Origin of the sequence: Bacteroides oleiciplenus YIT 12058 (assembly GCF_000315485.1) — a bacterium.
In the GTDB taxonomy this organism is placed as follows: Bacteria; Bacteroidota; Bacteroidia; order Bacteroidales; family Bacteroidaceae; genus Bacteroides; species Bacteroides oleiciplenus.
On record NZ_JH992940.1, the window covers coordinates 723968 to 735991 of the forward strand.

The following is a 12024-nucleotide window of genomic DNA, read 5'->3' on the forward strand; positions in this document are numbered from 1 at the left end:
GATTTAGAACATCTCCTATTTGGCCTCACAGCTACTTACAGCTTCTTCTTGTCGAGTAACAAATGTTGTTTCAGGCCGTTGGTATTTACCATTCACATAATCATTGGCTACTTTCTTATAGGTTAGCCCACAAATCAAGCCGCCTTCATCAAGAAACCGGGCATCATATTGATTAGCATCAATGACTGGATATCCCCGAAATTCTTCCGGAAGAACATTCTCAAAAACGACTGCCACACGATAACCTTTCTTCAGCAGTTCTTCACAAATTTCCCAATTTTCACCACTGTATGAGTAGGTGACATCATAGTTGCTATATTTTTCTGAGAGTTTTGTATGTTCATAAACCTTCGTATAGTCGTAGAACTGTATGCTCTCACAGAACTGGAGAATATTTACCCCCATCAGGGTAAATTTTTCCGGTGAAATATCAGAAGTACAATTCAACCGGACTGCAAATTTCATATTGGCAGCATCCGCTTTCCTTTTAGCTTGCCTGATTTCATGAATAAGAAGTTGCATAAACGTGTCTTTATCCTCAAAAAACAGCTTCGTTTTTTTGATACGGGATTGCTGTATGGGACCGCCCTCTTTATATGTCAGCAGTTCAATCTTATTTCTACCCGAACCATTCAGGCAGTACTTACAGCAATTATCAGAATTGGAGCAAACATTATGCCCACTAAGGTCTCTTGGGGCGAGATACAAACCATAGGTTAACACATTCTTATGCGTTAAACTCTTGACAAGTTTCGGAGAAGAATCACAGCACCCCAGGTAACTTATTCCAAGGGTTCGTTTTACTTTACTGGGACTAAATTTATCCATATTGTATAAGTATTAATGTTTTAGTGTTAGTACAAAAAAATGTCCGAACCTGATAGTCCGGACATAAACAAAGTCATAGTATGAATTATAACATTCAATATGGCATCTCTCTTTAGGCTTTACCACAATCAAGATATAGTGCAATATCTCTAGGTTTCAGCCGATATGATGAGTGTTGTTCTCTCAGCCGACTTCTCACCCACTCTACCGGACAATGCCTTAATAGCCACATATCTATGCTGTTTGGAAAATTGGCTACAGGCACCCCAAAAACGTAACTGGAGAAAGTAGTATCATAATGTTCCAAATCCGTATACAAGAAGTCCATTATTGACTTCTGCGTCTCCTTTTGGCACATATGGTCAAACTTAATACACCATTGATAGAAAATGATAAAATCTTTCTTTGAATAGCAATACAGCTTGTCGATTGCGGCCATATAATTTCTTTTTAATTTAGTTTTCAGTGAATTTCCAGTATCCATAATCAGAACCATCTCCTGGATGAGAGCAGAAGCTATATCCATCGGGAGCGTATGAGTCCAGGGTATCAAACAGCGATTCCAGCAACATAATCGCCTCTTCGCTATTCCACCAGTCCGATGCTTTATCATCAGACGCATACGCTGGTACAGAGTTCATAAACTGTAAATATTCAGGAGTATCACAAAGAACCTCCATAAATACCGGAATCAAATCCTGTAGTCGCATTGTGGCATGAGATACACTTGCATCAAGGATAGCATGTATCTTGTTTAAAGTTCTTTTGTCGGTAAACATTCGTTTTTAATTTGATTGATTAAGTTTTCACAACAAAAATTCCATTCTCTACTATCTAAGTATGGAAACTCTCTACTTAAATTGATTAAGACGTTTAGACTAACGAGCAGATCCGCTTTCTTAATGAGAGGAACTATATGCCTAAAACACATCCATGCTTCTCCACGGAGAACAACGCTGCCCCAACAATCATTATAGATAAACTTCTGCCGAACAGATTTCTCTGGGAAATATCGCTCTACTATAACGCTAAGAGGTGCGTTCCTAAACTCCGGATGAGGACGGAATACTTGGCTATTATAGTCACGAATCTTCATAAAGATATCATCTCCTTTTATATAAATCAGATTGGAGGCTTTTACATTGTTCTGTCTCCCATATACATAAGGTATACTGAAAGCTTGACAGATATCTTTGATTTCAACAGGTTTAGATAGTTTAGGTTCTCCGTATCGCCTTTCACTAAGCATATCAACACGAATATCAGTATGGTATATACTGAGAAAATCATTAATATCACCCAGAGTCCATAATAAAGAATTTTCCATCTTAAATTGTATAGTATGTGATACTTCTCTATCCTTAGTTATCAGGTACTTAATAATGAAAGTTCCTGCTGGATGATTATAAATGCAACCTTTATCGCACTTATATGAGGCATGTTCTTCCAACTTTAAAATGATATCAGGCTTGATCATGCCGCCTTACAATATTTTTCGAGATATACTGCAAAATTGATGATAGATTCCGTAGTAAGGGTTATCAGTTCAATCTTATTGTCGTTATCATCCAGAATGGTTCGTTCCTGTGAATCAATACTCCCTAACTCACACTGCATAATCCCGGCCCAGTCTGCATCGTAATCGAAAGTGAAATTAAGTGCCCCGTACTTCTGAGCGCTTATTTCCTTTTCATACTTTTTTGCAAGGGAGAATATGTAGTCTATAGCCTTGTTACGTATATATCCATATAGGAAATTGACATCTTTCAAGTCTAAATTGTCTTTCTCGTTTTCATCTTTCAGTTTGATTTTAATACGAGTCAAGACAATTACAGAATTAAGTGCATCTATTTTTTTCTGATATCCATGACAGATTTTCCTGTGCAGATTAATCTGAATCCGTGCTTTATATTCTTCTTCAGTTAGCAGATATTTCATGATGTATAGTTATTGATTGGTTTCCGGTTCTTGAGAAAAATCATCATATAGCATATTGAGCAGTCCATACAAAATATCTGGCAATAACTTGTCAATATGAGTTTTTTCTCCACCTTCTATGGTGATAACTCCGCAGCTTACGATACACTCCATCAATGCTTCACAAATCTCTCCTTTGCTGTCACGATAGTATATAGATCTGTCCACATCATTGATATCTCCTCCTTGTTTATCCACGAGGGAGAGTAAAAGCCTTTTGGCATTTTTCTGCATACTTTCCAGAAGTGATGCCAATTCTCCAGTCTCGGAGTGCTTGTCGAATTTTCCGGATTGGAGGATATACTGAGTTTGAAGCTCATCCGCAGTCGTTTTCAAGGATGTAATCTGCTGTTAATATTCCTTGCATACCTTATCATGCTCATTTCGAGGCATTGTCTGACGAAGTTCTTCGTCTGATAGTACATAGTCCATGTTTTTGTTTTTTATCAATTATACCTATTCAGTTCGATATTGGTAACATCTGATGTTACTCTCTGAGCATAATGCAAAATTGCCTTTTATCGTAGGAACACGGCAAAGCATATTTTTCTTATCCAGGAACCTACAACCTTTACATGTCCCCATGACACGCTTCTTTATATCTATGGCTGATATGGAACCCACGGGAACGGGAGCTTTCAGGGAAGAAAGCATAGTAGCTATGACAGTTACCTGGTTCACATCCTCTATACTTGTCATATAGGTTTCGCCATTTCCATCTTCGACGAAAACCGTGAGTGACTGCATCTTGTTTTTTATTGTCTGATTCATACGTTCCTAACTTTTCCTTGATTTTTAATTCTCTTTAAATTCTGACTATCGGGGAAGATTCCGTAACTCCCAATTACCATTTCTCTTATTGATTAGGGACCAATCGATTGGCAACTGAAAGCTAAGCTCCTTATTAATCCTCACTTTCTTCTTCAGAATCATCAGTAATTTGCTTAATACGCTCATTTGCATATATTTCAACTGCTCCCCAAAGTTCATCTTCATTTATGACGATTTTGTCTGCAATGCGTTCAATCTCACCGGAATCTTCTTCAGTGACATCGTAACCATGCTCACGCATCGACTTTACAGTCAGGGCGTCAACAGGAAAGTATTTTCCCTGTTCTGTAATGCCCTGTTTCATCTCCTCTATAATATGTCGCTGCTCAGGCGAAATATCTTTTATTGTTTTTTCCAGTTGCTCAATTTGAGTGAGTAACATGGCTGATGCAAAATTCATAGGCTATTTTTGTTGTTATTTGTCTAAATCTAATACTTTTCCAATAAAGGACACTACATTAGCATAATCGACAGGACATACACTAAAGTTTTCTTGTTTTTCACAAGTATCCTGATTAATCCCATCCACATAAATATCAACATCTTCTATTTCTGGACGGTCCAATATGTGAATGGCTGTAATACTTACATTAGGGTAACTTTCGTGCCCATCGTAGAAGATTGCAGTTATCGGATATAAATCTTGGTCTGTATCGTTATCCTCGCCATCCTCCAGTTTTGGTTTGAAGGTGATAATTCCGCCGTGACTTCTCACGGTTTCAATGATGAAATTCTTTTGCTTTATCTCCAGTTCCTCTGTTAAAGATAATAGCTTTTTATAAGATTGTTCTTGTGGCATAATTTACAATATTGGAATAATAGTATCTTGAAAAGAGAATACATTCGACTTGAAAGTATTGTCACCGTTTTTTAGCATAGATAGCTCCTCACATTTAGGTTCGGATGTAAAAGTTAGATAGCAATCCTGCCTTTCATCGCTTACTTGCAGGTCGATGATAGTGAAATGATAGATGTTTCCTGTAACGCTGCTCTTGCAATCATAGGTCTTCCCTTGTTCTACGAAAATAGTTTTGGGATCAACAACTTCTTTCCAAGATCCTCCATCATTAGATACCATAATTTCACGTCCAAAATGAAGGTCTGAGATAAGTCCTACCTGCTCATCCTTTCTCAACTTGTTCTGTAACTTCCGGATTTTTTTGTGGAGTTGAACTGCCTTGAAGTGCAGAATTGTTGTTGTATATAACGTAAATACCAGTCATGTAGAGTTGAGATGCCATGGAACATTCATTCCCATCTTTACCCTTAAATGAATGATAGGTGTGATAAGATACTTTCATAATGTTATCAGTTTGCTGTGAGTGCATATTTGTTTAGTGAAAACAGAATGTCTTTTATTGGAAGCGCAATAGCAGTACATTTTTCTTCACTATATTCTTCCATATGCTTGTATGCTTCAGGGAAGCCTTCTTTCACCCTCTTTATTGTTCTTAAAGACATGAGAGTTGCAACAATTGATTGAATTGTCTTCTCTTTCTCTTCTTTAATTTCTTTTATCTCAGTTTCTAGTTTTCTAAGGCGTTCCATATCCTCAATGCCAATTTGAATATCGGGATACAGTGATTTAGTCCCCGGAAAAAGTGGCAAGCCTTGCACCAGCATTTTCCAGTTTCCATGACATACATAAACATAGTAAGGGGCCATAAAATAGCTTTGACACTTTTTGAAGCAATCGAGTACATCCTGAGGAATAGTGGGTATGATTGCTTCGTACGCAATCTGGTTCAATTGGCCTCTTAGTTCTTCTATCTTTTTAGTGATTGGTTCTACCATCTTGATGGCAGCCTGTTCGGCCATTGTTTTTGTTATATTCATAATGTTTCTAATTAGTTTTTTATTGGTTATTTTAGTCATCGTATCCCCAATGGTTAGGAATCAGGGCAAAATCAGAGAGCCATGCATAGATTTGTCAAACCGTGATTCAGGAGGTTATCAGTAGACAAGCCAGCCAGCAACTTGTCATAAGAAAGAATCATTCTATCAGAACAAACATAAACAGGCGCAGTAACGTCAAACTCTTTATTATCCCCGCCCAAAGCTTTGAAATCTACTTTGGTGACTTTACACCCTATGGTCTTGAATAGTTCGTTGTAACACAAATTAAAGTAGAACTCATCGTCTTTATCGTCGTTGTATTCATCTGAAACTTCATCCGGAGAACTAAAAGTAAAGAATCTCAGAAAAGTTAGCTCGATGGGCTTGCCGTTAGAGTTTATCTAAATTGTTGTCCAGCGGACGCATATGCTCAGAAAACAGTCTGTAATACAATGGAACACACACCACATTTCTATTTCTTTCAAGAAGTGATCTTCATCATCATTTATCAGATGTTTTGTATCATCTCTCTTGTAGAAAATGTTTCCGTTTTTCCATTCCAGCCTGTCAAATGCTACAAACGGTTCGATGCAATGCCGAAAGGTTTCATACATGTATTGAGTCAAAACATCAATATTTATAATATTTTGAATGAGAGGATTTTTTATGTTCCAATGCGTGCTGCCGCAAAAGAGACAGGGTTCTCCAGCTTCCTTCTTAGGAACATAGCGCCTGCAACCGGTGCAGAAAAAACTGTCATTGGTTCCTTCCCATATCCGTGCTTCTTTGAGTATATTCCTGTAGTTCTCATGCGAGTATATTTCTTTGTTTCTCATTACTTTTCTCCTTTCAATTCGGTTTTTATGCTAAAACACGGATGTGTCGGCAGGACATATTTCCGCATCGGTATCGATAAGTTTATGTGCATATCTGTCCGATGGGTATTTTTTCTCTACCTTGAAAGTAGCTGCAATGTAATTGGTCGATTCCACTGTCAGCGGTTTGCATTTCTCTGTCAAGCTCTTAACTGTTACTCCATTTTCAGTCACTAACTTGTACTTGAAAATATCAAATGTGTAATTTGCCATAATCGTTTTTAGCTTAAATCCTTTAATAGAGCTTCCTTTATGCCAAGAGACAAATCATCAATATTAATCATCGATTGCATCTCTTCGCTTTGAGTTCCGAGAAATTCTGCGAAAGCAAGACATTGTGCCTCTATACGTTGTATAATGACCTTTAGTTCGTCTTCATTCTTCGTTTCCTGATAGGCTTGCCGAAGGTCTGCGACAGGTTCGTCAAAATCGTTGAAATAAAAGTTTGCCTTTTGCATCTCGGAGAGCAATTCGATCTGTTCGTTATTGGGCAGCATATAATAAATTTCTGGTTTAAGATAGAGAGCGACCATATTGATAAGACAATCGGCAACGGTTGCAAAGCAATCGTTCTCATCGGAGTTCTGTAGGGTGGTTCCTTCTCCGATGTAGGTCCATTCTTCCGCGAAAGAGGACGAACCTGTTTTGCGGACAGATACTTCGATGGTATATTTCCTGTGACAAAATTTGTTTTCTGATTCGGTCTCACCGTCTATCCATGCAAGCATAAGCGATACTCCACCCTTAATATCATAAAAATATACTGCACCATCCTCTTCTGCCAACATGGATTTTACACTACTTTTTATCCATCCCTGAACTTTCTCTTTTGTTGTTTTTCCCATATTATTCGTTTCTGTAAAAATTGACATAAGATTTGTCAAGTGTGAATTCGACATACAACGGAGAACCGCAGCCCCAGTATGCCCCTCCGGAGTCATAGGCTCCATCATAAATAAGAGGAATATGCCGGCGATAAATCTGTTTACCGCATGCATCTTCTTTAGTTCCCACGTTGGGACGTCCCATTGGAGCACCGCGTCTACAATCGACTTTTCCTATCAGTTCTTTATAAATCTGAGTCGCAGTTGGTTTTCCTGTTCTCATAACGACATTTTAGCTGATAACACCTGGCATCGCTCCCAAACGGTGACTAACCAGTCGACATTGATGTCGGCAAGTTCTGCCTCTTCTTCCTGTTTCGTTTCAGGATCAAGAAGAATGCAGGTCATATTTTGGGGAATGATACTCAATAGCTTGTATTCTTTGTAGAAAAAAGTCCCATTTGTAACATCTGTATCCTCGACATATACACTGTGTGGTAGTAGACCTTCCGGTATAGTACTAATTGAACAAAGACGTTTAATAGTCGTATCACGTAAGGTTTCAATAACTAAAGGCACTTTTCTTTGATGTCGGGATTGTCTTTTTTGTACCATATTCCCCCATATATAAACATCATGGGCAATATCATTGAGAGATCCATTTAATGACTTTGGGAAAAACCTTGTCATTCGGTCCTTTAAAGCACTTTCTTCCGGATTATTATCATCACAAGCATCCCATGTGGCACACAATTCACCAAACCACACATATAGGTTATTTATACATCTATATACTTTTTCTGAAGTAGATTCTTGACTCATTTTTTTATTATTTATTGTACAACTACGGGGTAGGACTCTCACAATAACTATATGTTTCCCTAAGCGAACCAACCTAGCCATATACATACTGATTGTATTCAGAGGAAATCTTTGGAAGTGGCTACATCAACCTCTTTTGTATTACGATTCGTAATTTATTCATTTGTTCGATTTTTCATTACACTTTTCATTAATCAAATGACAATATTTCATGTTTAGATATTTGTTTCCTTCATCCATAATGCTACCAACAGCGACAAATATATCTGTTTCATGACCCAAGGCGTCATACTCTTGGAGAGTGTACTCTTTTACACATATATACTTATTCATGGTTCATTCTGTTTAATATCACCGGTATAACTCGAACTTACACAATGTTTTGTATTCTTATTCCCGAAGTTTTCCATTACTTTAAAAGTGATTTATGCACACTCCAATAATTGCTCAGAAGTTATTTTTAATGTTTTACATATTGAATCAAATGATTCACCACCTGAGTAATCAAGTCCAAAAATGTCTGTACTTCCAAAATAATCAATCACATCACTCAGGCGTTGAGCGAACGAACGCTCCAACCATTCTCCCCAACTTACTCCCAAATAATAACAAAAGGCATAGAGTTTCTTTTGCGCCCACCCAGAGATAAACATTTCTTTCAAATCATTTTCATTCATCCAGCCATAAGAAAATCTATCTAGTTCGCATTCATTGCGGTAAATACATTGCCAACTTCTTTTCTTGGAAACATAGCGAACTACCAACCCCTTTTCAATAAGACTGGTAGCAAGATTTATATCTACCCCATGCCATGTCAATTGTCTTGAACTTTTTACCATTATTATATTTTGATATTATTTTTCATTTTACCTATGGAAAATCTCATCACTAAAAGCCAGTAATATCCCGGTTGGCAAATTGTCGAAGCATTCAAACTGATTAATGACTATCTGTTGTGATTGACGAATCGTTTCCAATAACCGTTCTCTACTTTCATAAAAAACTACTTGTATAGCATACTCATTCCAAGTAACACTACACAAAAATCTTTCACAAACGAACTCTGCAGCAAAAGGGCCTCCGATATTAAGTTGGATAAAGGGAGCACCATTAAAAAAGCGGATAAAGTCTCCATATTCAGCCAGACCATAATAGGTATGAACTAAGTTACCCGATGGAGTCATGTCAAACATCCGATTGCATCCCAGTTTGCCAAAAACGAATTGGTCAAACTCTGCTTTTTTCACTCTGTCTTTTACGGCAGTTACTCGTTTAGCTGTTGCTAATTCATTCATATGCTTCTTTTTTAAGTATGATTTGTTTTCCACGAGTAGTTTATATTGATTTGTTTCCGGTGTAGAACATCTACCCTTTTACAGTTCATTAACTTTCACGGTTTTACTATAGCTTGATGAATAATGAAGGGGCAGTGAACCCCTCCATTTTGTTGACTTGCTGATAAAATTACTCTGGAAGGGCAATAATACCGTCCTGCAGTACACCGTTTTCTTTACCACTGGCATAATATTGGAACAGGAAATCTGCGAAAGCAGCGTTCTGGTTGAGGATATTGGGGATTTCTGCTCGATTTGGCTTAAGGATTTTCGTAGCTACGTTATACACATCCCATGCTGACAGTTGCCTTTTCTCTACTTGTTTCTTAATCAGGTCTTCTGTAAAGACGGTGATCTGCGCCTGGTTCAAAGGGTAACTTTTCACAAGTTTCGACAAACGTTTGTCTTTACTATCGTGAGCAACGCGAAAGGTAGTTAGCAAACCGATGATATTGAAAATGTCCTGTGCAGACAAGATCGTTTCTTTCAGTCGACTGATACGTTCACGGTCTTCGTTCATTTGAGTGTCAAACTGCTCTAACCATTCATCTACTTTTCCGAAGAGTTCTTCAGTGCTGACTTTATCTTTGCCAAAATTGCACGCGCTTCGTTGTGCGGAAAGTACACATTGGTTGTGGCAGATTTTTACACACGGTCCAATGGCTACCTGTATACCGTCTTGGTGGAAGGCGATGGCGAGAGTGGTGGTCAGTTCGTCCGTTGCTCCGTCTTTGAGCTGCACAGTGGTGAATACGCGGCGCAGAGCGTGTGCTTCGACAGCTTTTTCGCCGTGGATAGCTTCGTAATGGGGGTTGATGGTGACTCCGGGGAAGTTCTTCTGCTTGTTTTGTGCAGCGAAGATTTCTTCGATTTCATAGTCCATGTTGTGCTGTTTGCAGATATCCAGTATGCGGTGGATGAGTTGGAAGTGATAGATGCCCTGTATGGGGCGTCCGGCAGTGTCATTTTCCTGATAAGTACGTTGCAGGGTGTCGAGTGTCATCACTTCTACATTGTTTGTTACGAAATCAAAAGTTTTCGGATTAGTTTCTTGTACATTCATGATTCTAAGTATTACTGGTTGAATAATATGACATTTACATTTTCTCTAAAATAAAAAAGACAGTAGATATGTATCCACTGCCCTCAAGTTTACGCTTTGATGATTTATTGTGTGATGTTTTATGCTGGTACGTTTGCCGTATCAGTTTCTTTGGGTGTTAATAGTTCCTTGGCGAACCGGACGTTGTATCTCTTCAGGTACGATTGCCAGCAACCATTAGAACTACACCAGCGAAAACCATTGTTGCTCATTTGTTTTCTTAACGCTTTGTCAGGAATCTCAGGAAAGAAGAGTTGAAGGCGATTTTTGCGGCTGTTCTCAACGAATCTGACTTCCCCTACATAATATTCTTTGTTTTCGGTAGTTTTCATCTTCTTGGCTTGTTCCAGTCGTTTTTTGGTGTCGCTGATTCGTCTGTTGTTATTGGTTAAAGTACAACTGGCAAATCCGATTCTACCCGTGAATGAAGGAGTCAGGACTTCATTGATTTGTTTGTCTGAAAATCCCAATTCGGAGAGTTGTTGCCGAATTTGTTCGTTCGACAGTTTTTGGGACTTGACAATCTTATTGGCGGCTTTCATGTTATCCTGAAGTTTGACCAGTTCGTCCAGTCTCTCCTGCAAACGTTCCACGCAGTCATCATCGCCTAGATAAATGGCATTGTTTTTTTCGGCAGCTTCTGCTTTACCTTCAAAATATTCAGCCGTATCTGCCAGTTTAACACTCTCATCCATATGACCACTAATCCGTTCACGATAGCGTCTGTCTGCCAAGCCATGAACCGGTTGACCGGGAGGAATGACTCCCAACATTTTTGAAGCTTGTTGATAGGCAGCACTGGATTTTGCTGTCGCACCTGCGGCAAGAGCTTTGTATCTCTCGACTCTTGCTTCCTTCTTTTCTTTACTGTTCATTGTTGATTTGTTTTCTATATTTGTTTATAATTAAGCACTTAATTCCAATGGACCTGTATATACATCGCCATTACTGTAGTACAATCTGTTTTCATACTGATTATTACGCAATTCTTCTTTAACAGCCTCATCATCATCCGCCCAATATTCGTATTCTTCATGCCAAGACTTAAAGAAAGAGCGTAAACATTTATCCATCAACTCTGCGTAAGTAGTGCCATCGTTAGGTGAAGCGAGATATTTGAGTAAGGGGTCCAAAAGTAACATATCATAGATATGTCCGGTAAAAGGGCACTCTACAGTTTTTTTAATTTTTGAAGACCGTTTATTATATCTGAAGTTTGGATAAACACCTTTCATTTTACTGAAATAACATGCCGGCTTCTCCAAATGAGGCAAAATATAATTCCTCAGAAAACGTTGAAGCAACTTACCGGATATGGTTGCAAGCTCTATATAACCTCCCTGCCATTCAAAGGCTTCGAAAGATGTCAGTTTAAAGCTAAAGGAATAACTACAATAATTAACCTCCCAATTACATCTTATGTGGAACAAGCTTTCGAATTCGTTCAACGAGTTCCTATAGTCTGATGAATACCCGTCCATAACATCTCCCATAACGTTCCAACGTTCATTCTCCACGACTTTTTTGCTTGATTCTTCCGAAAGTTCATCGAAAGAATACAGGGTAAGATTGATATGCTTCATACTTATTTCTCG

Annotated in this window: 23 protein-coding genes; all 23 read right to left on the reverse strand. The window is 38.4% G+C overall.

Translation table 11 applies throughout. The features are described 5' to 3' along the window. Positions 1–15: 15 nt before the first annotated feature. Positions 16–828: a GP88 family protein gene (locus HMPREF9447_RS03040; RefSeq protein ID WP_009127956.1), complete on the reverse strand. Its 813-nt coding sequence runs from the start codon at positions 826–828 to the stop codon at positions 16–18. A 112-nt stretch (positions 829–940) separates the two neighbouring features. Next, entirely contained in the window at positions 941–1267 is a 327-nt protein-coding gene (locus HMPREF9447_RS03045; RefSeq protein ID WP_009127958.1) for a hypothetical protein, read from the reverse strand. Positions 1268–1283: 16 nt separating this feature from the next. Beyond that, complete coding sequence (locus HMPREF9447_RS29000; protein ID WP_240051142.1) at positions 1284–1469, reverse strand: hypothetical protein; 186 nt, start codon at positions 1467–1469, stop codon at positions 1284–1286. Positions 1470–1582: 113 nt separating this feature from the next. Next, positions 1583–2305, reverse strand: coding sequence for a hypothetical protein (locus HMPREF9447_RS03055; protein WP_009127962.1), 723 nt, complete (start codon positions 2303–2305; stop codon positions 1583–1585). Next, complete coding sequence (locus HMPREF9447_RS03060; protein WP_009127964.1) at positions 2302–2766, reverse strand: hypothetical protein; 465 nt, start codon at positions 2764–2766, stop codon at positions 2302–2304. Before HMPREF9447_RS03060 ends, HMPREF9447_RS03055 begins: the two co-directional genes overlap by 4 nt. 9 nt (positions 2767–2775) lie before the next feature. Then, complete coding sequence (locus tag HMPREF9447_RS03065) at positions 2776–3141, reverse strand: hypothetical protein (protein WP_009127966.1); 366 nt, start codon at positions 3139–3141, stop codon at positions 2776–2778. Between the two features lie 120 nt (positions 3142–3261). Then, entirely contained in the window at positions 3262–3576 is a 315-nt protein-coding gene (locus tag HMPREF9447_RS03070) for a hypothetical protein (RefSeq protein WP_044137380.1), read from the reverse strand. A 133-nt stretch (positions 3577–3709) separates the two neighbouring features. After that, positions 3710–4036, reverse strand: a complete 327-nt coding sequence (locus HMPREF9447_RS03075) for a hypothetical protein (protein ID WP_009127970.1) — start codon at positions 4034–4036, stop codon at positions 3710–3712. A 15-nt stretch (positions 4037–4051) separates the two neighbouring features. After that, positions 4052–4435 carry a hypothetical protein gene (locus tag HMPREF9447_RS03080; protein WP_009127972.1) on the reverse strand — a complete coding sequence of 128 codons (384 nt, stop codon included), beginning with the start codon at positions 4433–4435 and terminating at the stop codon, positions 4052–4054. A 3-nt stretch (positions 4436–4438) separates the two neighbouring features. Then, complete coding sequence (locus tag HMPREF9447_RS03085) at positions 4439–4771, reverse strand: hypothetical protein (protein ID WP_044137382.1); 333 nt, start codon at positions 4769–4771, stop codon at positions 4439–4441. Then, the gene (locus tag HMPREF9447_RS28695; protein ID WP_044137384.1) at positions 4758–4937 is read right to left on the reverse strand and encodes a hypothetical protein; all 180 of its coding nucleotides are present in this window, start codon (positions 4935–4937) and stop codon (positions 4758–4760) included. Before HMPREF9447_RS28695 ends, HMPREF9447_RS03085 begins: the two co-directional genes overlap by 14 nt. Positions 4938–4944: 7 nt before the next feature. Continuing rightward, on the reverse strand, positions 4945–5472 hold the full coding sequence (locus tag HMPREF9447_RS03095) for an Nmad5 family putative nucleotide modification protein (RefSeq protein ID WP_009127978.1): 528 nt from the start codon (positions 5470–5472) through the stop codon (positions 4945–4947). Positions 5473–5873: 401 nt separating this feature from the next. Then, a complete protein-coding gene (locus HMPREF9447_RS03105; protein WP_009127980.1) occupies positions 5874–6308 on the reverse strand; it encodes a hypothetical protein in 435 nt (144 codons plus the stop codon). A gap of 30 nt (positions 6309–6338) precedes the next feature. Then, complete coding sequence (locus HMPREF9447_RS03110) at positions 6339–6560, reverse strand: hypothetical protein (protein ID WP_009127982.1); 222 nt, start codon at positions 6558–6560, stop codon at positions 6339–6341. Positions 6561–6568: 8 nt separating this feature from the next. After that, entirely contained in the window at positions 6569–7192 is a 624-nt protein-coding gene (locus tag HMPREF9447_RS03115; protein ID WP_009127984.1) for a hypothetical protein, read from the reverse strand. A 1-nt stretch (position 7193) separates the two neighbouring features. Then, positions 7194–7454, reverse strand: a complete 261-nt coding sequence (locus HMPREF9447_RS03120) for a hypothetical protein (RefSeq protein WP_009127986.1) — start codon at positions 7452–7454, stop codon at positions 7194–7196. Next, positions 7451–7993, reverse strand: coding sequence for a hypothetical protein (locus HMPREF9447_RS27355; protein ID WP_009127988.1), 543 nt, complete (start codon positions 7991–7993; stop codon positions 7451–7453). The genes HMPREF9447_RS03120 and HMPREF9447_RS27355 overlap by 4 nt, the downstream gene beginning before the upstream one ends. A gap of 159 nt (positions 7994–8152) precedes the next feature. Beyond that, complete coding sequence (locus HMPREF9447_RS28330; protein WP_009127990.1) at positions 8153–8326, reverse strand: hypothetical protein; 174 nt, start codon at positions 8324–8326, stop codon at positions 8153–8155. Positions 8327–8418: 92 nt separating this feature from the next. Then, positions 8419–8832, reverse strand: a complete 414-nt coding sequence (locus tag HMPREF9447_RS03130) for a hypothetical protein (RefSeq protein WP_009127992.1) — start codon at positions 8830–8832, stop codon at positions 8419–8421. A 27-nt stretch (positions 8833–8859) separates the two neighbouring features. After that, the gene (locus tag HMPREF9447_RS03135; protein ID WP_009127994.1) at positions 8860–9288 is read right to left on the reverse strand and encodes a hypothetical protein; all 429 of its coding nucleotides are present in this window, start codon (positions 9286–9288) and stop codon (positions 8860–8862) included. Between the two features lie 169 nt (positions 9289–9457). Continuing rightward, entirely contained in the window at positions 9458–10390 is a 933-nt protein-coding gene (locus HMPREF9447_RS03140; protein WP_009127996.1) for a DUF3871 family protein, read from the reverse strand. 119 nt (positions 10391–10509) lie between these two features. Beyond that, positions 10510–11304 carry a DUF3560 domain-containing protein gene (locus tag HMPREF9447_RS03145; RefSeq protein ID WP_009127998.1) on the reverse strand — a complete coding sequence of 265 codons (795 nt, stop codon included), beginning with the start codon at positions 11302–11304 and terminating at the stop codon, positions 10510–10512. Positions 11305–11334: 30 nt separating this feature from the next. Next, positions 11335–12012: a hypothetical protein gene (locus tag HMPREF9447_RS03150; RefSeq protein WP_009128000.1), complete on the reverse strand. Its 678-nt coding sequence runs from the start codon at positions 12010–12012 to the stop codon at positions 11335–11337. Positions 12013–12024 lie beyond the last annotated feature (12 nt).

Excerpts from the sequence above, each read along its gene's own strand:
- HMPREF9447_RS03040 (WP_009127956.1), bottom strand. The coding sequence starts at position 828 with ATGGATAAATTTAGTCCCAGTAAAGTAAAACGAACCCTTGGAATAAGT.
- HMPREF9447_RS03045 (WP_009127958.1), bottom strand. The coding sequence starts at position 1,267 with ATGGCCGCAATCGACAAGCTGTATTGCTATTCAAAGAAAGATTTTATC.
- HMPREF9447_RS29000 (WP_240051142.1), bottom strand. The coding sequence starts at position 1,469 with ATGAACTCTGTACCAGCGTATGCGTCTGATGATAAAGCATCGGACTGG.
- HMPREF9447_RS03055 (WP_009127962.1), bottom strand. The coding sequence starts at position 2,305 with ATGATCAAGCCTGATATCATTTTAAAGTTGGAAGAACATGCCTCATAT.
- HMPREF9447_RS03060 (WP_009127964.1), bottom strand. The coding sequence starts at position 2,766 with ATGAAATATCTGCTAACTGAAGAAGAATATAAAGCACGGATTCAGATT.
- HMPREF9447_RS03070 (WP_044137380.1), bottom strand. The coding sequence starts at position 3,576 with ATGAATCAGACAATAAAAAACAAGATGCAGTCACTCACGGTTTTCGTC.
- HMPREF9447_RS03075 (WP_009127970.1), bottom strand. The coding sequence starts at position 4,036 with ATGAATTTTGCATCAGCCATGTTACTCACTCAAATTGAGCAACTGGAA.
- HMPREF9447_RS03080 (WP_009127972.1), bottom strand. The coding sequence starts at position 4,435 with ATGCCACAAGAACAATCTTATAAAAAGCTATTATCTTTAACAGAGGAA.
- HMPREF9447_RS28695 (WP_044137384.1), bottom strand. The coding sequence starts at position 4,937 with ATGAAAGTATCTTATCACACCTATCATTCATTTAAGGGTAAAGATGGG.
- HMPREF9447_RS03095 (WP_009127978.1), bottom strand. The coding sequence starts at position 5,472 with ATGAATATAACAAAAACAATGGCCGAACAGGCTGCCATCAAGATGGTA.
- HMPREF9447_RS03105 (WP_009127980.1), bottom strand. The coding sequence starts at position 6,308 with ATGAGAAACAAAGAAATATACTCGCATGAGAACTACAGGAATATACTC.
- HMPREF9447_RS03110 (WP_009127982.1), bottom strand. The coding sequence starts at position 6,560 with ATGGCAAATTACACATTTGATATTTTCAAGTACAAGTTAGTGACTGAA.
- HMPREF9447_RS03115 (WP_009127984.1), bottom strand. The coding sequence starts at position 7,192 with ATGGGAAAAACAACAAAAGAGAAAGTTCAGGGATGGATAAAAAGTAGT.
- HMPREF9447_RS03120 (WP_009127986.1), bottom strand. The coding sequence starts at position 7,454 with ATGAGAACAGGAAAACCAACTGCGACTCAGATTTATAAAGAACTGATA.
- HMPREF9447_RS27355 (WP_009127988.1), bottom strand. The coding sequence starts at position 7,993 with ATGAGTCAAGAATCTACTTCAGAAAAAGTATATAGATGTATAAATAAC.
- HMPREF9447_RS28330 (WP_009127990.1), bottom strand. The coding sequence starts at position 8,326 with ATGAATAAGTATATATGTGTAAAAGAGTACACTCTCCAAGAGTATGAC.
- HMPREF9447_RS03130 (WP_009127992.1), bottom strand. The coding sequence starts at position 8,832 with ATGGTAAAAAGTTCAAGACAATTGACATGGCATGGGGTAGATATAAAT.
- HMPREF9447_RS03135 (WP_009127994.1), bottom strand. The coding sequence starts at position 9,288 with ATGAATGAATTAGCAACAGCTAAACGAGTAACTGCCGTAAAAGACAGA.
- HMPREF9447_RS03140 (WP_009127996.1), bottom strand. The coding sequence starts at position 10,390 with ATGAATGTACAAGAAACTAATCCGAAAACTTTTGATTTCGTAACAAAC.
- HMPREF9447_RS03145 (WP_009127998.1), bottom strand. The coding sequence starts at position 11,304 with ATGAACAGTAAAGAAAAGAAGGAAGCAAGAGTCGAGAGATACAAAGCT.
- HMPREF9447_RS03150 (WP_009128000.1), bottom strand. The coding sequence starts at position 12,012 with ATGAAGCATATCAATCTTACCCTGTATTCTTTCGATGAACTTTCGGAA.